This is a genomic window from Streptomyces sp. NPDC008092 (assembly GCF_042957285.1).
In the GTDB taxonomy this organism is placed as follows: domain Bacteria; phylum Actinomycetota; class Actinomycetes; order Streptomycetales; family Streptomycetaceae; genus Streptomyces.
Genome location: NZ_JBIBHY010000006.1, coordinates 284,343 through 306,650 on the forward strand (window position 1 = coordinate 284,343; position 22,308 = coordinate 306,650).

Annotated in this window: 18 protein-coding genes and 1 tRNA gene; 9 read left to right on the forward strand and 10 right to left on the reverse strand. The window is 71.8% G+C overall.

Annotation, left to right across the window (positions count from 1 at the left end):
- Window positions 1-77: 77 nt before the first annotated feature.
- Genes ACFZB3_RS21240 through ACFZB3_RS21255 form a run of 4 tightly spaced genes read left to right on the forward strand, consistent with a single transcriptional unit; the run spans window position 78 to window position 4,493 of the window.
- Window positions 78-1,010, forward strand: a complete 933-nt coding sequence (locus ACFZB3_RS21240; RefSeq protein ID WP_391377191.1) for a branched-chain amino acid ABC transporter permease — start codon at window positions 78-80, stop codon at window positions 1,008-1,010.
- Window positions 1,011-1,015: 5 nt separating this feature from the next.
- On the forward strand, window positions 1,016-2,857 hold the full coding sequence (locus ACFZB3_RS21245) for a branched-chain amino acid ABC transporter permease (protein ID WP_391377192.1): 1,842 nt from the start codon (window positions 1,016-1,018) through the stop codon (window positions 2,855-2,857).
- Window positions 2,858-2,862: 5 nt separating this feature from the next.
- On the forward strand, window positions 2,863-3,780 hold the full coding sequence (locus ACFZB3_RS21250; RefSeq protein WP_391377193.1) for an ATP-binding cassette domain-containing protein: 918 nt from the start codon (window positions 2,863-2,865) through the stop codon (window positions 3,778-3,780).
- Window positions 3,777-4,493: an ATP-binding cassette domain-containing protein gene (locus ACFZB3_RS21255; RefSeq protein ID WP_391377194.1), complete on the forward strand. Its 717-nt coding sequence runs from the start codon at window positions 3,777-3,779 to the stop codon at window positions 4,491-4,493. Before ACFZB3_RS21250 ends, ACFZB3_RS21255 begins: the two co-directional genes overlap by 4 nt.
- Window positions 4,494-4,656: 163 nt before the next feature.
- Here the strand turns inward: ACFZB3_RS21255 and ACFZB3_RS21260 are convergent, their stop codons facing one another.
- Window positions 4,657-5,310 (reverse strand): ANTAR domain-containing response regulator, encoded by a 654-nt coding sequence (locus tag ACFZB3_RS21260; protein WP_093504354.1) that lies wholly within the window; start codon window positions 5,308-5,310, stop codon window positions 4,657-4,659.
- Between the two features lie 100 nt (window positions 5,311-5,410).
- Between ACFZB3_RS21260 and ACFZB3_RS21265 the strand changes: the two genes are divergently transcribed.
- Window positions 5,411-5,485: transfer RNA gene (locus ACFZB3_RS21265), tRNA-Leu, on the forward strand.
- A 76-nt stretch (window positions 5,486-5,561) separates the two neighbouring features.
- On the opposite strand, the gene pyk is transcribed toward ACFZB3_RS21265, so the two are convergent.
- Complete coding sequence (gene pyk, locus ACFZB3_RS21270; protein WP_391377195.1) at window positions 5,562-6,998, reverse strand: pyruvate kinase; 1,437 nt, start codon at window positions 6,996-6,998, stop codon at window positions 5,562-5,564.
- A 244-nt stretch (window positions 6,999-7,242) separates the two neighbouring features.
- Here pyk and ACFZB3_RS21275 point away from each other — a divergent pair, with 244 nt between their 5' ends.
- Window positions 7,243-9,039 (forward strand): 5'-nucleotidase C-terminal domain-containing protein, encoded by a 1,797-nt coding sequence (locus ACFZB3_RS21275; protein WP_391377196.1) that lies wholly within the window; start codon window positions 7,243-7,245, stop codon window positions 9,037-9,039.
- Window positions 9,040-9,100: 61 nt separating this feature from the next.
- On the opposite strand, the gene ACFZB3_RS21280 is transcribed toward ACFZB3_RS21275, so the two are convergent.
- Together ACFZB3_RS21280 and ACFZB3_RS21285 are read right to left on the reverse strand one after the other, a co-directional pair.
- A complete protein-coding gene (locus tag ACFZB3_RS21280; RefSeq protein WP_391377197.1) occupies window positions 9,101-10,516 on the reverse strand; it encodes a SidA/IucD/PvdA family monooxygenase in 1,416 nt (471 codons plus the stop codon).
- Entirely contained in the window at window positions 10,513-11,871 is a 1,359-nt protein-coding gene (locus tag ACFZB3_RS21285) for an aminotransferase class V-fold PLP-dependent enzyme (RefSeq protein ID WP_391377198.1), read from the reverse strand. Before ACFZB3_RS21285 ends, ACFZB3_RS21280 begins: the two co-directional genes overlap by 4 nt.
- Before the next feature lie 231 nt (window positions 11,872-12,102).
- Between ACFZB3_RS21285 and ACFZB3_RS21290 the strand changes: the two genes are divergently transcribed.
- A complete protein-coding gene (locus ACFZB3_RS21290) occupies window positions 12,103-12,651 on the forward strand; it encodes a GNAT family N-acetyltransferase (RefSeq protein ID WP_391377199.1) in 549 nt (182 codons plus the stop codon).
- 26 nt (window positions 12,652-12,677) lie between these two features.
- Here ACFZB3_RS21290 and ACFZB3_RS21295 read toward each other — a convergent pair whose 3' ends face one another.
- From ACFZB3_RS21295 to ACFZB3_RS21310, 4 genes are all read right to left on the reverse strand, one after another.
- Entirely contained in the window at window positions 12,678-13,508 is an 831-nt protein-coding gene (locus ACFZB3_RS21295; protein WP_391377200.1) for an NAD(P)H-binding protein, read from the reverse strand.
- Between the two features lie 115 nt (window positions 13,509-13,623).
- A complete protein-coding gene (gene pepN, locus ACFZB3_RS21300; protein WP_391377201.1) occupies window positions 13,624-16,107 on the reverse strand; it encodes an aminopeptidase N in 2,484 nt (827 codons plus the stop codon).
- A gap of 237 nt (window positions 16,108-16,344) precedes the next feature.
- A complete protein-coding gene (locus tag ACFZB3_RS21305) occupies window positions 16,345-16,695 on the reverse strand; it encodes a chorismate mutase (protein WP_391377202.1) in 351 nt (116 codons plus the stop codon).
- A gap of 35 nt (window positions 16,696-16,730) precedes the next feature.
- The gene (locus tag ACFZB3_RS21310) at window positions 16,731-17,612 is read right to left on the reverse strand and encodes a helix-turn-helix domain-containing protein (protein WP_391377833.1); all 882 of its coding nucleotides are present in this window, start codon (window positions 17,610-17,612) and stop codon (window positions 16,731-16,733) included.
- Between the two features lie 122 nt (window positions 17,613-17,734).
- On the opposite strand from ACFZB3_RS21310, the gene ACFZB3_RS21315 reads away from it, so the two are divergent.
- Both ACFZB3_RS21315 and ACFZB3_RS21320 read left to right on the forward strand, forming a co-directional pair.
- The gene (locus tag ACFZB3_RS21315; protein WP_391377203.1) at window positions 17,735-19,501 is read left to right on the forward strand and encodes a beta-galactosidase; all 1,767 of its coding nucleotides are present in this window, start codon (window positions 17,735-17,737) and stop codon (window positions 19,499-19,501) included.
- A 119-nt stretch (window positions 19,502-19,620) separates the two neighbouring features.
- Window positions 19,621-20,511: a hypothetical protein gene (locus ACFZB3_RS21320; protein ID WP_391377835.1), complete on the forward strand. Its 891-nt coding sequence runs from the start codon at window positions 19,621-19,623 to the stop codon at window positions 20,509-20,511.
- A gap of 49 nt (window positions 20,512-20,560) precedes the next feature.
- Here ACFZB3_RS21320 and ACFZB3_RS21325 read toward each other — a convergent pair whose 3' ends face one another.
- Window positions 20,561-21,466: an SDR family oxidoreductase gene (locus ACFZB3_RS21325; protein ID WP_391377204.1), complete on the reverse strand. Its 906-nt coding sequence runs from the start codon at window positions 21,464-21,466 to the stop codon at window positions 20,561-20,563.
- Between the two features lies 1 nt (window position 21,467).
- Window positions 21,468-22,226, reverse strand: coding sequence for an SDR family oxidoreductase (locus ACFZB3_RS21330; RefSeq protein ID WP_391377205.1), 759 nt, complete (start codon window positions 22,224-22,226; stop codon window positions 21,468-21,470).
- Window positions 22,227-22,308 lie beyond the last annotated feature (82 nt).

Here is a 22,308-nt window from a genome sequence, read left to right on the forward strand (position 1 = left end):
TGTTCCACTGGCGCCCCGCGCGGACTCGCATCCGGCCTCATCCGTCGAACTTTCCGAACCGTCTCGGAGGACATGCGGTGAACGAACTGCCGCAGCAGCTGGTCAACGGCCTGCTACTGGGATCCATGTACGGGCTGGTCGCCATCGGCTACACGATGGTCTATGGCATCGTCCAGCTCATCAACTTCGCCCACGGCGAGATCTTCATGACCGGCGCCTTCGGCGCGCTCACGGTCTACGCGTATGTACTGCCCGGCGGCACCTCGATGTGGATAGCCCTCCCGCTGATGCTGGTGGGCGCGATCATCGTCGCCGTCCTGGTCGCCGTCGGAGCGGAACGGTTCGCCTACCGCCCCCTGCGCACCGCCCCGCGTCTCGCCCCCCTCATCACCGCCATCGGCCTCTCCCTGGCCCTGCAGCAGGCGGTGTGGGCCTGGTACCCCGAGGCCAAGTCCGCCCGTACCTTCCCGACCATCCCGGGCGGCCCCTTCAACATCGGCAACGTCACGATCCAGACCGGTGACATCTTCCTGGTGGTCGTGGCCCCGCTCAGCATGGCCTTCCTCGCCTACTTCGTGATGCGCACCCGCACCGGCCGCGGCATGCAGGCCACCGCCCAGGACCCGGACACCGCGAAGCTGATGGGCGTCAACACCGACCGCATCATCGTGATCGCGTTCGCCCTCGGAGCCGCCTTCGCCGCCATCGGCGGTGTCGCCTACGGCCTCAAGTACGGCCAGATCGACTTCAAGATGGGCTTCCTGCTCGGTCTGAAGGCCTTCACCGCGGCCGTCCTCGGCGGTATCGGCAACATCTACGGCGCCATGCTCGGCGGCCTCGTCCTCGGCGTCGCCGAGGCCCTGTCGACCGCCTACATCTCGAACATCCCCGGCATGAGCCAGTTCGGCAGCCAGTCCTGGGCCGACGTCTGGGCGTTCGTACTCCTCATCCTCGTACTGCTGTTCAGGCCACAGGGTCTGCTCGGCGAACGCGTCGCGGACAGGGCGTGACACCGATGACCACTGAGACCACCGCATCCGAGACCCCCGAGACCCCGGAGACCGCGAGCGCCCCGGCGCCCGCCGCGTCCGGTCTGATCGGGCTGCCGGCCCCGCTCGGCCGGGCCCTGGCCACCGGCGGCGGCATCCTCGCCGTCGTCTCCACGTTCATGTCGTGGACCTGGACCTCCGCCTTCCCCGGCGACCTCACCGTCTACGGCTACCCGGGCGGCCTGCAGGTCCTGGTGCTGATCGGCGGCATCCTCACCACCCTGTTCGGCCTCGCCTCCTACGGCGTCAAGGGCCTGGGCGCGCTGGCGCCGGGCAGCGCCGACAGCGCGCTGAAGATGGCCGCGCTGGGCACCTTCGGCACCGCCTGGTACACCGTCATCGCCATCAGCGACGAGCTCGGCGGTGTGGTGAACCTGGACCCGGGCGGCTTCGTCGTCGCGATCGCCACCCTGGCCGCCGTGATCGGCGCACTGGCCCTGCCGTTCGAGCGGCCGGAGCGCGAACCGGTCGACCCGGACGACACCGGCTGGGAGCTGTTCAGGCACAACTCCCGGCAGAACATGAACACGTTCCGCGCGGCCTTCGCCACCAAGGCCCCGGCACCGGCGCGTCCGCTGCCCGCCTGGGCCGAGATCCTCGTCATCGTCGCGGCCATGGCCGTGGGCCTGGTCGTCTTCAGCTACGGCATCGGCACCTCGTACGACGAACTGTTCATCGGCTTCCTGATCACGGCCGGCTTCGGTTTCGCCGCCGTCTCCAAGGCCGGGATCGTGGCCCGGGTCTCGGCGATCACCGCGAAGCACCGGAACATCACCATGACCGGCGCCTTCCTGGCCGCCGCGGCCTTCCCGTTCACCCAGTCCAACGACCAGTACGCGACGATCGGCGTCTACATCCTGATCTTCGCGACCGTCGCGCTCGGCCTGAACATCGTCGTCGGCCTCGCCGGCCTCCTCGACCTCGGTTACGTCGCCTTCCTCGGTGTCGGCGCCTACACCGCGGCCCTGGTCTCCGGCTCCCCGTCCTCGCCGCTGCACGTCCAGTGGCCGTTCTGGGCCTCGGCGCTGCTCGGCGCGGTCGTCGCCATGATCTTCGGTGTCGTCATCGGCGCTCCGACCCTGCGACTGCGCGGCGACTACCTGGCCATCGTCACCCTCGGCTTCGGTGAGATCTTCCGGATCACCGTCCTCAACCTGGACGGCACCTCGGGCCCGGACGTCACCAACGGCTCCAACGGCATCTCCTCGATCCCGAACCTGAACATCCTCGGCTTCGACTTCGGCGCCGAGCACCAGATCCTCGGCTCCACCATCGGCCGGTTCGCCAACTACCTGCTGCTGATGCTGATCATCACGCTCATCGTGGTCATCGTCTTCCGGCGCAGCAGCGACTCCCGCATCGGCCGCGCCTGGGTCGCCATCCGCGAGGACGAGACCGCCGCGCTCGCCATGGGCATCAACGGCTTCCGGGTCAAGCTCATCGCCTTCGCCCTGGGCGCCTGTCTGGCCGGCCTCTCCGGCTCGGTCCAGGCCCACGTCACCTACACGGTGACCCCGGAGCAGTACCAGTTCGCCTACGTGGTGCCGCCCAACTCGGCCTTCCTGCTGGCCGCGGTGGTCCTCGGCGGCATGGGCACCATCTCCGGCCCGCTGGTCGGCGCGTCCCTGCTCTACCTGATCCCGGCCAAGCTGCAGTTCCTCGGCGACTACCAGCTCTTCGCCTTCGGCGTCACGCTCATCCTGCTGATGCGCTTCCGCCCTGAGGGCCTCATCCCCAACCGGCGCCGCCAGCTCGAATTCCACGAAGATGCCGAAGCGCCCGCCGTCCTCACCAAGGCAGGGGCCTGACCACGATGACCACGGAAACCCCCATCACGGATGCCGCCCCCGCCGCCCCCGGCGAGGTCGTGCTCGACGCCCGCGGTGTGACCATGCGCTTCGGCGGTCTGACCGCCGTACGCAACGTCGACTTCACCGTCAGGAGCGGCGAGATCGTCGGTCTGATCGGCCCCAACGGCGCCGGCAAGACCACCTTCTTCAACTGCCTCACCGGCCTGTACATCCCCACCGAGGGCGAGGTCCGCTACCGGGGCCAGGTGCTGCCGCCGAAGTCCTTCAAGGTCACGGCGGCCGGTATCGCCCGCACCTTCCAGAACATCCGGCTGTTCGCGAACATGACGGTCCTGGAGAACGTCCTGGTCGGCCGCCACACCCGCACCAAGGAGGGCCTCTGGTCCGCCCTGCTGCGCGGTCCCGGCTTCCACCGTGCCGAGGCGGCCTCCCGGGCCCGCGCCATGGAACTCCTGGAGTTCGTGGGCCTGGAGAAGAAGGCCGAGCACCTCGCCCGCAACCTGCCCTACGGCGAGCAGCGCAAGCTGGAGATCGCCCGCGCGCTGGCGAGCGAGCCGGGGCTGCTGCTCCTCGACGAGCCGACGGCCGGCATGAACCCGCAGGAGACCCGCGCCACCGAGGAACTGGTCTTCGCGATCCGCGACAAGGGCATCGCCGTACTCGTGATCGAGCACGACATGCGCTTCATCTTCAACCTCTGCGACCGCGTCGCCGTCCTGGTGCAGGGCGAGAAGCTCGTCGAGGGCGACAGCGCGACCGTACAGGGCGACGAACGGGTCATCGCCGCGTACCTGGGCGAGCCGTTCGAGAACGCGCCCGGCGACGAGGAGGTCGCCGAGGTCGAGGCGGCGGAAGCGGCGGCCGAGCCCGAAGCCGACAACACGTCCGACGCCGTGCCCGGCAAGGAGAACGACCGATGACCGCACTGCTCGAAGTAGAGGACCTGCGGGTCGCCTACGGCAAGATCGAGGCCGTCAAGGGCATCTCCTTCAAGGTCGAGGCCGGCCAGGTCGTCACCCTGATCGGCACCAACGGCGCCGGCAAGACGACGACCCTGCGCACGCTGTCCGGACTGCTCAAGCCGGTCGGCGGGCAGATCCGGTTCAACGGCAAGTCGCTGAAGAAGATCCCCGCGCACAACATCGTCTCGCTGGGTCTCGCCCACTCCCCCGAGGGGCGGCACATCTTCCCGCGCATGACCATCGAGGACAACCTGCGCCTCGGCGCGTTCCTGCGCAGCGACAAGCCGGGCATCGAGAAGGACATCCAGCGGGCCTACGACCTCTTCCCGATCCTGGGCGAGCGGCGCAAGCAGGCCGCGGGCACCCTCTCGGGCGGTGAGCAGCAGATGCTGGCGATGGGGCGGGCGTTGATGTCCCAGCCGAAGCTGCTGATGCTGGACGAGCCGTCGATGGGGCTTTCGCCGATCATGATGCAGAAGATCATGGCGACGATCGCCGAGCTGAAGTCGCAGGGGACAACGATTCTGCTCGTCGAACAGAACGCGCAGGCCGCGCTGTCGCTGGCCGACCAGGGGCATGTGATGGAGGTCGGCAACATCGTGCTGTCGGGCAGCGGGCAGGATCTGCTCACCGACGAGTCGGTGCGGAAGGCCTATTTGGGTGAGGACTAGGTAGTCGGGTCGCTGCGGGCCGGTTGCGGCCGGTCGCGCCCACGCGGCGGAGCCGCACATTGACAACAGCCCCGCGCCCCTGACGGTGCGCTTCCCTCAGCGGCATTGCAAAGGCCCGTGCTCCCTTCTCCGGAGCACGGGCCTTGTCGTATGTCTGTGCGGGTCAGCCCTTGCCGGACTTCTTCTCCTCGCTGTCCGCGATGACCGCCTCCGCGACCTGCTGCATCGACATGCGGCGGTCCATCGACGTCTTCTGGATCCAGCGGAAGGCGGCCGGCTCGGTCAGGCCGTACTCGGTCTGGAGGACGGACTTCGCGCGGTCGACGAGCTTGCGGGTCTCCAGGCGCTGGGTGAGGTCGGCGACCTCCTGCTCCAGCTGGCGCAGCTCGTTGAAGCGGGAGACGGCCATCTCGATCGCCGGGACGACGTCGCTCTTGCTGAACGGCTTGACCAGGTACGCCATCGCGCCGGCGTCACGGGCCCGCTCGACGAGGTCGCGCTGCGAGAAGGCGGTGAGCATCAGGACCGGGGCGATGGACTCCTCGGCGATCTTCTCGGCCGCCGAGATGCCGTCCAGCTTGGGCATCTTGACGTCGAGGATGACCAGGTCGGGGCGGTGCTCGCGGGCCAGCTCGACGGCCTGCTCGCCGTCGCCGGCCTCGCCGACCACCGTGTACCCCTCCTCCTCCAGCATCTCCTTCAGGTCGAGCCGGATCAGGGCCTCGTCCTCGGCGATGACGACTCGGGTCGTCAGCGGAGGCACATGCGACTTGTCGTCGGGTGCGTCGACTGGCTGGGGCGACTCGGCGGCGGTCACGGGGGCTCCTCGTTCAGGGCAGGGGTACTGCTGACAAGAGCCTACCTAGCTACGGTATGGTGGACGCGCGGAGGGTCGGGGTTCACCTTTGATTCTTCGAGCCCCGGTAGCCCAATTGGCAGCAGGCAACGGATTCAAAACCCGTACAGTGTCGGTTCGAGTCCGACCCGGGGCACTTTTCCTTGGATTCCAAGGTCGCGAAATGTCGTGGCAGAAGGGCCCCTCCGCCTGACGCAGGGGCCCTTCGCACGTTACTTGGGGCTGTCGTCCTCGCCGATGTGGTGCACCCGGACCATGTTGGTGGAACCGGAGACGCCGGGCGGGGAGCCCGCCGTGATGACCACGACGTCACCCTTCTGGCAGCGTCCGTACTTCAGCAGCAGCTCGTCGACCTGGTCGACCATCTTGTCCGTCGAGTCGACGTGCGGGCCGAGCAGGGTCTCGACGCCCCAGGTGAGGTTGAGCTGGGAGCGGGTGGCCGGATCCGGGGTGAAGGCGAGCAGCGGGATCGGCGAGCGGTAGCGGGAGAGCCGGCGGACGGTGTCTCCCGACTGGGTGAAGGCGACCAGGAACTTCGCGCCCAGGAAGTCGCCGATCTCGGCGGCGGCCCGGGCGACCGCGCCGCCCTGGGTGCGGGGCTTGTTGCTCTCGGTCAGCGGTGGCAGCCCCTTGGCGAGGATGTCCTCCTCGGCCGCCTCGACGATCTTCGCCATGGTGCGCACGGTCTCGATCGGGTACTTGCCGACACTGGTCTCGCCGGAGAGCATCACCGCGTCCGTGCCGTCGATGACCGCGTTGGCGACGTCGGAGGCCTCGGCGCGGGTGGGGCGCGAGTTCTCGATCATCGAGTCGAGCATCTGGGTGGCGACGATGACCGGCTTGGCATTGCGCTTGGCCAGCTTGACGGCGCGCTTCTGGACGATCGGCACCTGCTCCAGCGGCATCTCCACGCCCAGGTCGCCGCGGGCGACCATGATGCCGTCGAAGGCGGCCACGATGGAGTCGATGTTCTCGACGGCCTGCGGCTTCTCGACCTTGGCGATCACGGGGAGGCGGCGGTCCTCCTCGGCCATGATGCGGTGGACGTCCTCGACATCCCGGCCGCTGCGCACGAAGGACAGGGCGATCACGTCGAAGCCGGTGCGCAGCGCCCACCGCAGGTCGGCCTCGTCCTTCTCGGACAGGGCGGGGACGGAGACCGCGACGCCGGGGAGGTTGAGGCCCTTGTGGTCGGAGACCATGCCGCCCTCGACCACCGTGGTGTGCACCCGGGGGCCGTCGACGTGGGTGACCTCCAGGCAGACCTTGCCGTCGTCGACGAGGACCCGCTCACCCGGGGTGACGTCGGCCGCGAGGCCCGTGTACGTCGTCCCGCACTGGTGCCGGTCGCCCTCGGCGCCCTCCTCCACCGTGATGACGAACGTGTCACCGCGTTCGAGGAGTACGGGACCTTCGGTGAAGCGGCCGAGCCGGATCTTCGGGCCTTGAAGGTCGGCGAGCATCCCGACGCTGCGACCGGTCTCCTCGGAGGCCTTGCGGACACGCTGGTAGCGCTCCTCGTGCTCGGCGTAGCTGCCGTGGCTGAGGTTGAATCGGGCGACGTCCATGCCGGCCTCGACCAGGGCCTTGATCTGGTCGTACGAGTCGGTGGCGGGCCCCAGAGTACAAACGATCTTTGCTCGGCGCATGCTTCGAGCCTAGGCCTTACCGGCGGGTAGAGAATTGGTCGCACATGACGACCCAACAACCTTTGCGTGAAGGCCTATTGACAAGTGTTTAATTGTGCGGCGCCCCGCTCCTATGAGCATCTCGCACTTGTTGAATGCGGCATGCTCAGGTCACCAGATCGAAACCTCCCGGGCCTGTTGCCGACGGTCATGCGCAGGACAGAATCTACGCGCGTCGTTGACCAAATCCCGAGGAGATCAAGACATGTCCTTGAACCGCCGTAAGTTCCTGGAGAGTTCCGCCGCGGCCGGAGCGGGAGTGGCGGTCGCCGGCGCGGCGGCCGCCCCGGCGCAGGCGTCGTCCGGGCCCGCCCGGCACCCGAGGCGGTACTCCCTCACCGTCATGGGCACCACCGACCTGCACGGGCACGTCTTCAACTGGGACTACTTCAAGGACGCGGAGTACTCCGACAAGGCCGGCAACGCGATGGGCCTGGCACGCGTCTCGACCCTGGTCGAGCAGGTGCGCAAGGCGAAGGGCCGCCGCAACACCCTGCTCCTGGACGCCGGTGACACCATCCAGGGCACACCGCTGACGTACTACTACGCCAAGGTCGACCCGATCACCGCCAAGGGCGGCCCGGTGCATCCGATGGCACAGGCCATGAACGCGATCGGGTACGACGCGGCAGCGCTCGGCAATCACGAGTTCAACTACGGCATCGAGACCCTGCGCAAGTTCGAGGACCAGCTGGACTTCCCGCTGCTCGGCGCCAACGCGGTCGACGCGAAGACCCTGCGGCCGGCCTTCCCGCCGTACCTCATCAAGAAGTTCCACGTCCCGGGCGCCCCGCCGGTCAAGGTCGCCGTCCTCGGCCTGACCAACCCGGGCATCGCGATCTGGGACAAGGCCTACGTCCAGGGCAGGCTCGCCTTCCCCGGCCTGGAGGAGCAGGCCGCGAAGTGGGTGCCGAAGCTGAAGGCGATGGGCGCGGACGTGGTCGTGGTCTCGGCCCACTCCGGCTCCTCGGGCACCTCCTCCTACGGCGACCAGGTGCCGTACGTGGAGAACGCGGCGGCGAACGTCGCCAGGCAGGTGCCGGGCATCGACGCGATCCTGGTCGGCCACGCGCACGTGGAGATCCCGGAGCTGAAGGTCGTCAACGAGGCCACCGGCAGGACCGTCGTCCTCTCCGAGCCGCTGTGCTACGCCGAGCGCCTCTCCCTCTTCGACATCGAGCTGGTGTTCGGCAAGGGCGGGTGGCAGGTCGAGTCGGTCGCGGCCTCGCTGCTGAACTCCAACACGGTCGCCGACGATCCGCGGATCACCCGCCTCCTGAAGGACGAGCACGCCAAGGTCGTGGCGTACGTCAACCAGGTCGTCGGCACCGCCACCGAGACCCTCACCACGGTCGACGCCCGCTACCGGGACGCCCCGATCATCGACCTGATCACCAAGGTCCAGGAGGACGTCGTCAAGGCGGCCCTGGCGGGCACGGAGTACGCGTCGCTGCCGGTGCTCGCGCAGGCCTCGCCGTTCTCGCGGACCTCCGAGATCCCGGCCGGCAACGTGACCATCCGGGACCTGTCGAGCCTCTACGTCTACGACAACACGCTGGTCGCCAAGCTGATGACGGGTGCCCAGCTCCGGGCGTACCTGGAGTACTCGGCGGAGTACTTCGTGCAGACGGCGGCGGACGCGGCCGTCGACGTGGAGAAGCTGACCAACGCGAACGGCCGCCCGGACTACAACTACGACTACGTCTCGGGCCTCAGGTACGAGATCGACGTGGCGCAGGCGGCCGGGTCCCGGATCAGGAACCTGACCTTCGACGGCGCGGCCCTCGACGACACCCGGCAGTTCGTGCTCGCGGTGAACAACTACCGCGCCAACGGCGGCGGCGCGTTCCCGCACGTCGCCTCGGCCAAGGAGCTGTGGTCGGAGTCGACGGAGATCCGCACCCGGATCGCGGAGTGGGCGACCGCCAAGGGCGTGCTGGACCCGAAGGACTTCGCGTCGGCGGACTGGAGGCTGACCCGCGACGGCACGCCGGTGTTCTAGCCGTCCCGAGGGGCGCCGGTCCGGGGACCGGCGCCCTCTTCTCCCCCGATCGGCGAGGCGCTCAGTCGACCAGCGGGGTGAGCTGCCTCGGCTGCTGCTGCGCCGGGACCCTTTCCTCCGGCCGCTCCAGGCCGAAGCTGGTGAAGGCCGTGCGCGCGGGCAGCGGGTAGGGGTCCTTGCCCGTGAGGGTGTTGAGGATGGTGGCACTGCGCCAGGCGGCGAGGCCGAGGTCCGGGGCGCCGACGCCGTGGGTGTGGAGTTCGGCGTTCTGGACGTACGCCGTTCCGGTCACCGACGGGTCGAGGACGAGCCGGAACCGCTCGTCCACCCGCGGGCGTTCGCTGCTGTCCCGGCGCAGATAGGGGTCGAGTCCGGCGAGCAGGCGGCCGAGGGGGCGTTCGCGGTAGCCGGTGGCCAGGACGACCGCGTCGGTGGTGAGCCGGGAGCGGTTGCCCTGCTGGACGTGTTCGAGGTGGAGTTCGACCTTGGTGGTGGCGACGCGTCCGGCGGTGCGGACCTGGACGCCCGGGGTCAGGACGGTCTCGGGCCAGCCGCCGTGCAGCGTACGGCGGTACAGCTCGTCGTGGATGGCGGCGATGGTGTCGGCGTCGATGCCCTTGTGCAGCTGCCACTGGGCGGAGACGAGCCGGTCCCGGACGGACTCCGTGAGGGCGTGGAAGTAGCGGGTGTAGTCCGGGGTGAAGTGCTCCAGGCCGAGCTTGGAGTACTCCATGGGCGCGAACGCCTCGCCGCGCCCGATCCAGTGCAGCTTCTCGCGGCCGGCGGGCCGGTTGCGCAGCAGGTCGAGGAAGACCTCGGCGCCGGACTGCCCGGAGCCCACGACGGTGACGTGCTCGGCGGCGAGGAAGGCCTCGCGGTGGTCGAGGTAGTCGGCCGCGTGGATGACCGGGACGCCCGGGGACTCCACGAGGGGCCTGAGCGGGTCGGGCACGTAGGGCACGGTCCCGACCCCGAGCACGACGTTCCTCGTGTAGGTACGGCCGAGCGACTCGGCCTCGCCCTCGGCGTCGAGCCGGGTGAAGTCGACCTCGAACAGGTCGCGTTCGGAGTTCCAGCGGACGGCGTCGACCTGGTGGGAGAAGCGCAGTCCGGGCAGGCCCTCGGAGACCCAGCGGCAGTAGGCGTCGTACTCGGCGCGCCGGATGTGGAAGCGCTCGGCGAAGTAGAAGGGGAAGAGCCGGTCGCGGGCCTTGAGGTAGTTGAGGAACGACCAGGGGTTCGCGGGGTCGGCGAGGGTCACCAGGTCGGCGAGGAAGGGAACCTGGATGGTGGCGCCGTCGATCAGGAGCCCGGCGTGCCAGTCGAAGCCCGGACGCTGCTCGTAGAAGACGGCGTCGAGTTCGGCGAGCGGGTGGGCGAGGGCGGCGAGGGAGAGGTTGGACGGTCCGATGCCGACGCCGACCAGGTCGCGGGGTGCTTCGGGCTCGTGGCGTGGGGGGTTGGGCGTCGAGCTCATTGGGGCGTGGTTCCTTCCACGAGTTTCAGCAGGAGGGCCAGGTCGTCCGGCCGGGTGTGGGGGTTGAGGAGGGTGGCCTTGAGCCAGAGCCGGCCGTCGAGCCGGGCCCGGCCGAGTACCGCCCGGCCGTCGTGCAGCAGCCTGCGCCGGGCGCCGGCGACGTCGTCGTCGGTGGCTCCGGTGGGGCGGAACAGCACCGTGCTGATGTTCGGCCGGTCGTAGAGCTCGAAGCCGGGGTGCTCGCGGACCAGGGCGGCGAACTCCCGGGCGCGGGCGCACACCTGGTCGACCAGTGCGCCGAGTCCGGTGCGGCCCAGGGTCTTGAGGGTGACCGCGATCTTGAGGACGTCGGGGCGCCGGGTGGTGCGCAGGGAGCGGCCGAGCAGGTCGGGGTAGCCGGCCTCGGTGTCGTCGTCGGCGTTGAGGTAGTCGGCGTGGTGGTGGAGGACGCCCAGCTCGGCCGGGCGGGCGACGGCGAGGAGTCCGGCGGCGACCGGCTGCCAGCCGAGTTTGTGCAGGTCGAGGGTGACCGTGTGGGCGCGCTCCAGGCCGGCGAGCTTGTCCCGGTGCCGGTCGCTGAAGGCGAGGCCGCCCCCGTAGGCGGCGTCGACGTGCAGCCGGGCACCGTGGGCGGCGCAGAGCCCGGCGATCTCGGGGAGCGGGTCGATGAGTCCGGCGTCGGTGGTGCCGGCGGTGGCGGCGACCAGCAGCGGCCGGGGCAGGTGGGTGAGGGCGGCGTGCAGGGCGGCCGGGTCGAGGGTGCCGTTCGGGGCGGGGACCACGACGGGGTCGGGCAGGCCGAGCAGCCAGGCGGCCCGGGGCAGCGAGTGGTGCGCGTTGGCCCCGCAGACCAGCCGGAGGCCGCCCCCGAGGGCCTCGCGGGCCAGCAGCAGGGCGAGTTGGTTGGACTCGGTGCCGCCGGTGGTGACCACCGCGTCGGAGAGGCCGATGGTGTGCGCGAGGGTGCGGGTGACCAGGGCTTCCAGGGCGGCGGCGGCCGGGGCCTGGTCCCAGGAGTCCAGGGACGGGTTGAGGGCGTTCGCGGCGAGGTCCGCGGCGGCGGCGACGGCCAGCGGCGGGCAGTGCAGGTGGGCCGCGCACAGCGGGTCGGCGGGGTCGGCGGCGCCCTCGGCGAGGGCGGTCACCAGGGTGCGCAGGGCGTCGGGGTCGCCGTCGTCGGGGAGGACGTCCCCCACGGCGTCCGCGACCCGTTCGGCCACCGCCTCCGGGCCGCCCGCGGGCAGCGGTCCGCCGCGCGCCCGGCCGCCCTCGCGCAGTGCGTCGAGCACGGTGTCCAGCAGAGGCCGCAGGGCGTCGGGGCCCTGGGGTCCGGATGCGAGAGGCGGCGTGCTCATGGGATCTCCTCGGGGCGCCGGCCGGAAGGGGTGGTCCAAAGGGGTTGTCCGCGGGGGGAGTTCCAGTTTGTACGGGATTGGGTCTGCGCGCCCCCAAAGTTCAACGATCGAAACCCGAAAGTGGGTACTGCCGTGCGGGGAAAACCTGTCGGGGCGGTGCGCCCCGGGCGCTTCGGAGCAAGCGGTGACAGGGCGTTGAGACCGGGGCTGACCGGGGTTAACGTCGGTCGGGTGGTTGACGCGTGGATGATCGACGTGCCCGGTGAGCGGGTGCTGGTGCGGGAACCGCGGCCCGCGGACGAGGCGCCGCTGCTGGACCTCTTCGAGGCCTGCGAGGACTGGTTCGTGGCGGCGACCGGGCTGCCGTCGGGGCCGGGCGACGTGCAGAGCCTGTTCTACGGGCTGCCCGAGGGCGCGGACCCCGCCGACAAGGTGCTGCTGGTGCTGGAGCGGGACGGGGTCGTCTCGGGCCTGGTGGACGCGGTACGGAACCATCCGGCGCCGGGCGCGGTCGCGGTGGGGCTGTTCCTGCTGGCGCCCTGGGCGCGGGGCCGGGGGCTCGGGCGGGCGCTGGCCGAGTCGCTGCTCGCGCATGCCGAGGGGGTCTCCCTGGTGACGGCGTCGGTGCCGCCGGGCTGGCGCTCCGGGGAGTGCTTCCTGGAGCGCCTGGGCTTCACGCTGGGTGCGGCGGCGCCGGGGACGGCCGAGGTGGGCAACCGGCGGGCGGGGCCGCGGGAGGGCGGGATGCGCCGCGCGGAACTGCGGCCGGCCGCGGGCTGACGGGTCCGGTCGGGGATGCAGGGACTTCACGAGCGGAAGTCGGCCGCGTGGTCGGCGGCCCACTGCCCGAAGGTGCGGGCCGGGCTGCCGGTGATCTCCTCGACCGTGCCGGTGATCTCCGGCGGGACGCCGACGGTGGCCGCGAAGGTCTTCAGCAGGCCCCGGAGCATCGCCGGCGGGGTCCCCGGGAACAGCGGGGCCGCCTCCTCCGGTGGCACCTCGACGAAGGTCAGCTCGCGGCCGACGGCCCGCCCGATCGCCGCGATCTGGTCGGTGTTGGTGGTGGCGGCGGGGCCGGTGAGGCGGTGGGCGGCGCCCTCGTGGCCGTCGTCGAGGAGGGCGCGTTCCGCGACCGCGGCGATGTCGTCCTCGTGGATGGGGGCGGTGAGCATGCCGGCGAAGACGCCGTGCACGGTGTTCCCGGCGCGGATCCCGGGCGCCCACTGGAGGGCGTTGGTGGCGAACGCGTTGGGGCGCAGGAACGTCCAGGCGAGCCCGCTGTCGCGGATCTGCCGCTCGGCGGTGGCGTGCATGACGTGGATGGGGTGGGTCTCGTCGGCGCCCTCCTGGATGATCCCGGAGGAGAGCAGGACGACCTGGCGGACCCCGGCCGTGCGGGCCGCGTCCAGGAACTCGGGCAGCCGCCCGCCGGTGCCCTGGACGTACAGGAAGAGCTTGGTCGCCCCCGCGAGCAGCGGGGCCGGGTCGTCCGGCCGGAACCTCACCACCTCGGCCCTGTCGGGCAGGCCGGCCGTCTCCGGGGCGCGGGTGAGCGCCCGTACGGGCTGTCCGCCGGCGACGAGACGGGTGACGAGGGCGCGGCCGACGTTGCCGGTGGCACCGGTGACTACGATCACGGGTTTCTCCCTGGGGGCTCTGGTGCTTCTCCGGCACCGAGCCTAGGAGCGGCGGCCGGTCCCCCGCGTCGTCGTCGGGTACCGGCCGCGCCCGTGTCGTCGTACGTCCGCGGTCCTAGGCCCCGCGGACCCGCAACGCCCTTTCCAGGTCGTCCAGTTCGTCGATCAGGCGGCGGCGCAGGGCCGAGACCGGCTCGGCGTCGGCCAGGCAGGCCCGGCCGAGGGCGAGGTTCTCGGCGTCGACGGCGTGCGCGGGGAAGGCCTGCCGGCCGGTGACGGTGGCGATGCGGGGGCCGCGCCGGGCGGCGACGGCGACCGCGTCCGGGTAGTAGCGCGGCACGTACTCGCGGACCAGGTCGGCCTGTTCGGGGTGCCAGAAGCCCTCGGCGGTGGCGGTGAACAGGTAGTTGGACAGCTCGTCGCCGCCGAACATCGCCTCCCAGGCGGTGCGCTTGGCCTCGGGGTCGGGCAGCGCCGCGCGGCAGCGGGCGGCGCCCTCCTGGCCGCTGGCGCTGGGGTCGCGGGCCAGTTCGGCGGCGATCCGGCCCTCGTCGACGGCGCCGAGGACGGCGAGCCGGGTCATGATGCGCCAGCGCAGCTCGGGGTCGAGCTCGGGTCCGCCGGGCACGGTGCCCTCGGCGAGCCAGGCGGCGATGGTGTCGGGGTGGGCGGCGGCGGCGATGAAGTGCCGTACGGCGATCAGGCGCAGCCCGGGGTTGTCGCCGTCCTCGGTGCGCCGGATGAAGTCGCGGCACAGGGCGGAGACGGTGGCGAGGGCGGCGGGGCGGTCCTCGGGCGCCAGGTACCGGTCGACGACGTGGCCCGCGGTGAAGGCCAGCACGCCCTGGACGAGGGCGAGGTCGGTCTCGTGCGGGAGATGGGCGCGGGCGGTCTCCAGGTAGGCGGCGGGCGGGAGTTCCCCGTCGCGGACCGCGTCGCGCAGGGCGTTCCAGACCACCGCGCGGGTCAGCGGGTCGGGCAGGCCCGACAGGTGGGCGCGGACGGTGGCGGCGGACCCGGCGTCGAAGCGGACCTTGGCGTAGGTCAGGTCGCCGTCGTTGAGCACGAGCAGGGCGGGGCGCTTGCCGAGGGCCTGGGGCGCGCTCTGCGGGATGTCGAGGCCGATCCGCTCGCGCAGGGTGAGCCGGCCCTCGTCGGCGAGGTCCTGGTCGTAGACGCCGACGCAGATGCGGTGCGGGCGGCTGCCGGTGCGCTCGACGGTGAGGGTGCGGGTGCCGTCGGCCGCGTCGGCCAGGACCGGGGTGAGGGTGTCGACGCCGGTGGTGCGCAGCCAGGTGTCGGCCCAGGCGTGCACGTCGCGTTCGGTGGCGGCGGCGAGGGAGTCGATGAAGTCCCCGAGGGTGGCGTTGGCGAACCGGTGCCGCTGGAAGTGGATGTTGATGCCGGCCAGGAAGTCCTTCTCGCCCATCCAGGCGACCAGCTGGCGCAGCGCGGAGGCGCCCTTGGCGTAGGAGATGCCGTCGAAGTTGAGCAGGGCGGCGGCGGTGTCGTCGACGGCCTCGGGGGCCACCGGGTGGGTGGAGGGGCGCTGGTCGGCGTCGTAGCCCCAGGCCTTGCGGGCCACGCCGAAGTCGACCCAGGTGTCCGTGTAGCGGGTGGCCTCGGTGAGGGTCTGGTAGCCCATGTACTCGGCGAACGACTCGTTCAGCCAGATGTCGTCCCACCACCTGAGGGTGACGAGGTCGCCGAACCACATGTGGGCCATCTCGTGGGCGATGACCATCGCGCGGGTCTGCCGCTCGGTGTCGGTGACGGCGGAGCGGTAGACGAACTCGTCGCGGAAGGTGACCAGCCCCGGGTTCTCCATGGCGCCGGCGTTGAACTCGGGGACGAACGCCTGGTCGTAGGAGTCGAAGGGGTAGGGCTCCTCGAACTTCTCGTGGTAGCGGTCGTAGCACGCGCGCGTGATGTCGAGGATCTCCTCGGCGTCGGCGTCCAGGTGCGGGGCCAGCGAGCGGCGGCAGTGGATGCCGAAGGGCAGTCCGCGGTGCTCGGTGCGCACCGAGTGCCAGGGGCCGGCGGCGACGGCGACCAGGTAGGTGGAGATCAGCGGGGTGGCGGCGGCCCGCCAGCGGCCCTCGCCGAGGTGCTCGGTGACGCTGTTGGCGAGCACCGTCCAGCCCTCGGGGGCGGTCACGGAGAGCTCGAAGACGGCCTTCAGGTCGGGCTGGTCGAAGGCGGCGAAGACGCGCTGCACGTCGTCCATGAACAGCTGGGTGTAGACGTACGTCGCGTCGTCCGTGGGGTCCGTGAAGCGGTGCATGCCCTCGCCGGTGCGCGAGTAGCGCATGGTGGCCTCGACCCGCAGCTCGTGCTCGCCCGCGGTGAGGTCCTTCAGGGGCAGCCGGTCCTGGTCCAGCGTCTCGGGGTCCAGGGGCTGTCCGTCGAGGGTGACGGTGCGCAGGGCGGCGGGCTTCATCTCGACGAAGGTGTCGCCGTCGGACCGGGCCGTGAACCGGATCACGGTGCGGGAGTCGAAGGTCTCGTCCCCGGTGGTCAGGTCGAGGTCGATCGTGTAGCGGTGGACGTCGAGGAGCTCGGCGCGGCTCTGCGCTTCGTCGCGAGTCAGTACGGACATGCGGGCCATGCTGCCTGATGACACCGACAACGCACAGGGGCGGGAGCGGTACGCGGTATATGTCCGGCCCGGGGCCGCGGGGTGGTACGAGACGGCGCTGGTGGGCGCCCTCTGCGCCTGGAGCGCCTGTTCGAGCGCCCTGTCACCGCACGGGGGCCGTCCTGCGGTGATCGGCACCGCGCGGGGGTCGCCCTGCGGTGCCGGACACTCCTGGAGGCGTGCGGCGGGTTCCCGGGATCAGTGCCCGTCCGTCTCCCGGCCGTTCACGGTGTCCTCGGCGATGGACTCGTGGTGCCTGATCACCTCGGCGATGATGAAGTTCAGGAACTTCTCGGCGAAGGCGGGGTCGAGCTTGGCGTTCTCGGCGAGGGCGCGCAGCCGGGAGATCTGCCGGGCCTCGCGGGCCGGGTCGGCCGGGGGCAGCCGGTGGACCGCCTTGAGGCGGCCGACCTGCTGGGTGGCCTTGAAGCGTTCGGCGAGCATGTGGACGACGGCCGCGTCGATGTTGTCGATGCTGTCGCGCAGCCGGCCGAGCTCCTCGTGGACGGCGGGGTCGACTTCACCGGTACCGGTGTTGCTGGTGGTCATGGGTGTCAACCCTAAGGGGGACGGCGGGGTGATCCCTAAGGGCCGTCGGCGGGTTCGGCCACCGGCGGACCCGGTTCGCCGTCCTCCTGGAGCCCCTCGTTCCAGTCGTCGGGCACGGCCCGGCTCTGCTGGGCCCGGAAGCGCACCGGGGCGGTGCCGACCCGGCGGGTGAACAGGCGGGAGAAGTAGGCCGGATCGTCGTAGCCGACGCGGCGGGCGACGGCGGCGACGGACAGCTCGGTGGTGGCGAGGAGTTCCTGGGCGCGGCCGAGCCGGATGCCGATCAGGTAGTCCTTGGGGCTGCACCCGGCGACCCGGCGGACGGCGGTGCGCAGCTCGGCCGGGGTCATGCCGTGCCGGGCCGCGTGGTCGGCGACGGTCATCCCGGTGCAGGCGTCCCGGGCGAGCGCGTGCAGCACCGGATCGCCGTCGGGGGCGAGGTCGGCACGCGCGCGTCGCAGGGCGACGAGGAGCTCGTGCACGGCGGCGCCGGTCTCGACCTCCAGGAGGGGGTTGCCGTGGCGGGCGGCCCGGGCGATGCGGGCGACGACGTCACGCGGTCCGGTGGCGTCCGAGAGGGGCACCACGGGGCGCTCGGGCTCGATGTAGCCGAGTTCCGTGTAGGCCGCGGTGTCGGGCCCGGTGAAGGTCACGAAGGCCTCGTCCCAGCCGCTGTCCGGGTCGGGGCCGTAGTGGTGCGGGACGCCGGGCGTGAGCCACACCAGCGCGGGGGCGGTGACGGTGGTGGAGCGTCCGTCGGGCATCCGGTACCAGCCCCGGCCCGAGCTGATCACCACGGCGACGTGTCCGTCCAGCACGCGCGGGCCGACGGCGGGCACCGCGCCGTACTGGAGGCCGACGCCGAGGCAGACCAGGCCGAGGCGGTGGTGGACGGCGCCGGGCGTGAAGAACCGCATCCAGGTGCGGAAGACCGGCGCTCCGTGCGGCACTGCGCGCCCCTTCCGTACGTCTCTTCCGTCCAAGTGCTGCTGATCTTTGTCCATGGTCTGGGCGCCCGCCAGCAGGCCAAGGTGAGCGTATGAGCGACTTCACGGTGGGCGAAACGGATTTCCTCCTGGACGGCCGGCCGGTACGGCTGCTGTCCGGAGCGCTGCACTACTTCCGGGTGCACGAGGAGCAGTGGGGCCACCGGCTGGCGCTGCTGCGCGCCATGGGGCTGAACTGCGTGGAGACCTACGTGCCGTGGAACCTGCACGAGCCGCACCCCGGCGTCTTCCGGGACGCCGAGGCCCTCGGCCGCTTCCTGGACGCGGCCCGGGAGGCGGGCCTGTGGGCGATCGTGCGGCCGGGGCCGTACATCTGCGCGGAGTGGGAGAACGGCGGTCTGCCGCACTGGGTGACGGGCGAGCTGGGCGCCCGGGCACGCACGCGTGACGAGCGTTTTCTCCAGTACGTGGACCGCTGGTTCCGCCGTCTCCTGCCCGAGGTCACGTCCCGGCAGCTGGACCGGGGCGGCCCGGTGATCATGGTCCAGGTCGAGAACGAGTACGGCAGCTACGGCTCCGACGCCGCCTACCTGGCCCACCTCACCGACCTGCTGCGGGCCGAGGGGGTGACGGTGCCGCTGGTCACCTCGGACGGCCCCGAGGACCACATGCTCACCGGCGGCTCGGTCCCCGGACTGCTCGCGACGGTGAACTTCGGCTCCCACGCGCGCGACGCCTTCGAGACCCTGCGCCGCCACCAGCCGCACGGCCCGCTGATGTGCATGGAGTTCTGGTGCGGCTGGTTCGACCACTGGGGCGGCGAGCACGTCGTACGGGACGCCGAGGACGCCGCGGCGGCACTGCGGGAGATCCTGGAGTGCGGGGCGTCGGTCAACGTCTACATGGCGCACGGCGGCACCAACTTCGCCGGCTGGGCGGGCGCCAACCGCCCCGGCGGCGAGCTGCACGAGGGCCCGCTGGAGGCGGACGTGACCTCGTACGACTACGACGCGCCGATCGACGAGTACGGCCGCCCCACGGAGAAGTTCCGGCGCTTCCGCGAGGTCCTCGCCGGGTACCACGCGGACCCGCTGCCCGAACCGCCTCCGGCGCCGCCCCTGCTGGCCGCGCCGGCGGACGTGGAGGTGACCGGCTGGGCACCCCTGACCGGCGTCCTGGAGACCCTCGGCACCCCCGAACGCGTCCACCCGGTCCCGCCCACCTTCGAGGAGCTGGACATCGCCCGGGGCCTGGTCCGCTACGAGGTGGACGTACCGGGCCCGCGCCAGCCGTACCCGCTCACCGCGCGGGGCCTGCGCGACCTCGCGGTCGTGTACGTCGACGGCGAGCCGGCCGGGGTCCTCACCGAGGAGGAACCCCGGCTCGGGAAGCCGCTCGCCGGCCCCGCGCGCGTGGAGTTCTGGGTGGAGTCCCTCGGCCGCGTCAACTACGGCCCGCGCTCGGGCGAGCCGAAGGGCATCACCGGGGGCATCCTGCACGAACGCCAGTTCCTGCACGGGGTACGCGCGCGGGGGCTCGATCTGGACGCGTTCGAGGAAGGCGTGGAGGAGGTGCCTTTCGGACCGCTTCCGGAGGAGGGCGCGCCGGGCCTGTACCGGGGCACGGTGACGGTCCACGGGGCCGGCGACGCCCGTCTGGAACTCCCCGGCTGGACCCGGGGCTTCGTCTGGGTCAACGGCTTCAACCTTGGCCGGTACTGGTCGGCGGGCCCACAGGAGTCGCTGTACGTCCCCGGCCCGGTCCTGAAGGAGGGCGAGAACGAGGTCTGGGTCCTGGAGCTCCAGGAATCGAATCAAGGAGCGGTGCGTCTGGCGCCCCTCCAGGGGCGCCGGGGGTAGGAACTGCGCGGCCGGCCCCCACCCACCCGCGGACATCGAACAACCTTCCGCCCCCCAATTTTCCCCGTCCCCCGCATACTGGGAAGGAAGCTCCAGCGGCGTCCATGGGGGTAGGAGACGTGGCGAACGGCGGCCCGGTGGAACACGGCTACCCGCACCTGGACACCGTGCGGGCCGCCATCACGGCGTTGTACCGGCGGCTGTCGTACGACACCGTCCAGACCTTCGCCACCAGCGTCCTCCCCGCCGCCGTCGCGTTCTGCGAGACCGACGACCTCCACCTCGGCTCGCAGCGCGTCGCCCGCGAGATGGTCCGGCACTTCCGCCTGCCCGACGCCCGCATGATCGTCGGCTTCAAGGACATGGCCCACGCGGCGAACGTCGAACTCACCGCGGGCCCCGAGTACTTCGTCGAGCTGAACGACCGTTTCCGCACCCACCGCAGGGACATCGGCGCGGCCCTCGCCCACGAGGTGATGCACGTCTACCTGCACCGCCTGGACCTGTCCTTCCCGGGCGTCCGGGAGAACGAGATCCTCACCGACACGGCGACCACCTACCTCGGCGCCGGCTGGCTGCTCCTGGACGCCTACCGGGAGCACGGCGAGGCGTCCCAGAAGCTCGGCTACCTCACCCCGGAGGAGTTCGGCTACGTGCTGGCCAAGCGCTCCCTCGTCTTCCGCGAGGACCCGTCGGTGTGGTTCACCAGCCCGCAGGCCTACACCGCCTACCAGAAGGGCATGGCCCGGGCCCGCCAGGACGGGGAGCAGCCGCCGCTCAGCGCGGCCGGATGGGCGGGCCGCCGCCGCTACGCCCGCGACCGCCGCCACGCCCCCGCCGCGCCGCCCGCGCAGCCCGCCGCCGCCTACGCCTTCACCCCCGACGGCGGCGGCCGACTGCGGGTCTCGTTCCCGTGCCCGACCTGCCACCAGCGGATCCGGGTGCCGGTCCGGGGCCGGGTCCGGGCCCGGTGCTCGCTGTGCCGGACGGTACTGGAGTGCGACACCTAGGCACCCGGACAGCCGGGCCCCGCCCCACCCGTCTCACGCCCCACCCGTCTCACGCCCCGTACACCGCCCCGGGCGCGGCCGCCCCGGCCAGCAGTTTCAGCGCCGCCTCCCCCGCCTCCGCCGGGGTCCACCGGGCCCCCTTGTCGGCGGCCGGGCCGGGCCGCCACCCCTCCATGACGGTGATCCGGCCGCCCTCCGCCTCGAACACCCGCCCGGTGACCCCGGCGCTCGCGGCGGAGCCCAGCCAGACCACGAGCGGGGAGACGTTCCCGGGGGCCATCGCGTCGAAGCCGGCGTCCGGAGCGGCCATGGTCGCGGCGAAGGCGCGCTCGGTCATCCGGGTGCGGGCGGCCGGGGCGACGGCGTTGACCTGGACCCCGTAGCGGGCCAGTTCGGCCGCCGCGACCAGGGTGAGACCGACGATGCCCGCCTTCGCGGCGCTGTAGTTGCCCTGCCCGACCGAGCCCAGCAGGCCCGCGCCGCTGCTGGTGTTGACGATCCGGGCCACCGGGGTGCGGCCCGCCTTGGCCTCGGCCCGCCAGTGCCCGGCCGCGTGCCGCAAGGGCAGGAAGTGGCCCTTGAGGTGCACCCGCATGACCGCGTCCCAGTCGTCCTCGCCGAGGTTGACGAGCATGCGGTCGCGCAGGAAGCCGGCGTTGTTGACGAGGGTGTCGAGGCGGCCGTACGCGTCCAGGGCGGCCGCCACCAGCGACTGGGCACCGGCGTCCGTCGCGATGTCGCCGCCGTGCGCCACCGCCTCGCCGCCGGCCGCCCGGATCTCGTCCACGACGGCCCCGGCCGGGCTGTCCTCCCCCGGCCCGCCGTCGAGGCCGACACCGAGGTCGTTGACGACGACCCGGGCGCCCTCGGCGGCGAAGGCGAGCGCGTGCGCCCGGCCGAGCCCGCGCCCGGCGCCGGTGACGACCACGACCCGGTCCGCGCAGATTCCGCTCATCTCACTCCTCCTTGTCGGACGGCTTGTTGGCAGTTGCGGCGTCGAGGAACGCGGGCGTCTCCCCGCCCCCGTGCACGAGCAGGCTCGCCCCGCTGATGTAGGCCGCCGCCTCGGAGGCCAGGAAGACGGCGGCGGCGCCGACCTCGGAGGGCGCGGCGAGGCGGCCGAGCGGGACGGTGCGGGAGACGGCGTCGATGCCGTCCCGGCCGCCGTAGTGGAGGCCGGCCAGTTCGGTGCGGACCATGCCGACCACGAGGGTGTTGACCCGGATCTCCGGCGCCCACTCCACCGCCATGGACCGGGCGAGGCTCTCCAGCCCCGCCTTGGCCGCGCCGTAGGCGGCGGAGCCCGGCGAGGGGCGGGCTCCGCTGACGCTGCCGATCATCACCACCGCTCCCCGGGCCCGCCGCAGGTGCTCGTACGCGGCGAGGGAGGCGGTCAGCGGGGTGAGGAGGTTCAGCTCGATCACCCGGGCGTGCCGCTCGGCGTCCGCGTCGGCGAGCCGCCGGTAGGGGGTGCCGCCGACGTTGTTGACGAGCACGTCGAGCCGGGGCAGGGCGTCGAAGAAGGCGCGTACGGCGGCCGGGTCGCGCAGGTCGAGGGGGGTGAACTCGACGCCTTCGAGGTGTTGTTCGGGTGGCCGCCGGGCACAGGCCACGACATGGGCGCCGGCCTCGGCGAAGGCCCGGGCGATCCCGGCGCCCACCCCCCTGGTACCGCCGGTGACGACGACCGTCCTGCCGCTCGGCGAGTTATCCACAGGGCCTCCCGCTCGTCCGCACCGGCTGCTAGCTTCGAAGCCTCACACCTAACAAATGTTTGGTGGAAAGGCAGTTGAGTGC

Coding starts and splice junctions, on each gene's coding strand:
- ACFZB3_RS21245 (WP_391377192.1), top strand. CDS start 1,016: ATGACCACTGAGACCACCGCATCCGAGACCCCCGAGACCCCGGAGACC.
- ACFZB3_RS21250 (WP_391377193.1), top strand. CDS start 2,863: ATGACCACGGAAACCCCCATCACGGATGCCGCCCCCGCCGCCCCCGGC.
- ACFZB3_RS21255 (WP_391377194.1), top strand. CDS start 3,777: ATGACCGCACTGCTCGAAGTAGAGGACCTGCGGGTCGCCTACGGCAAG.
- pyk (WP_391377195.1), bottom strand. CDS start 6,998: ATGCGCCGAGCAAAGATCGTTTGTACTCTGGGGCCCGCCACCGACTCG.
- ACFZB3_RS21275 (WP_391377196.1), top strand. CDS start 7,243: ATGTCCTTGAACCGCCGTAAGTTCCTGGAGAGTTCCGCCGCGGCCGGA.
- ACFZB3_RS21280 (WP_391377197.1), bottom strand. CDS start 10,516: ATGAGCTCGACGCCCAACCCCCCACGCCACGAGCCCGAAGCACCCCGC.
- ACFZB3_RS21285 (WP_391377198.1), bottom strand. CDS start 11,871: ATGAGCACGCCGCCTCTCGCATCCGGACCCCAGGGCCCCGACGCCCTG.
- pepN (WP_391377201.1), bottom strand. CDS start 16,107: ATGTCCGTACTGACTCGCGACGAAGCGCAGAGCCGCGCCGAGCTCCTC.
- ACFZB3_RS21305 (WP_391377202.1), bottom strand. CDS start 16,695: ATGACCACCAGCAACACCGGTACCGGTGAAGTCGACCCCGCCGTCCAC.
- ACFZB3_RS21310 (WP_391377833.1), bottom strand. CDS start 17,612: ATGCGGTTCTTCACGCCCGGCGCCGTCCACCACCGCCTCGGCCTGGTC.
- ACFZB3_RS21315 (WP_391377203.1), top strand. CDS start 17,735: ATGAGCGACTTCACGGTGGGCGAAACGGATTTCCTCCTGGACGGCCGG.
- ACFZB3_RS21325 (WP_391377204.1), bottom strand. CDS start 21,466: ATGAGCGGAATCTGCGCGGACCGGGTCGTGGTCGTCACCGGCGCCGGG.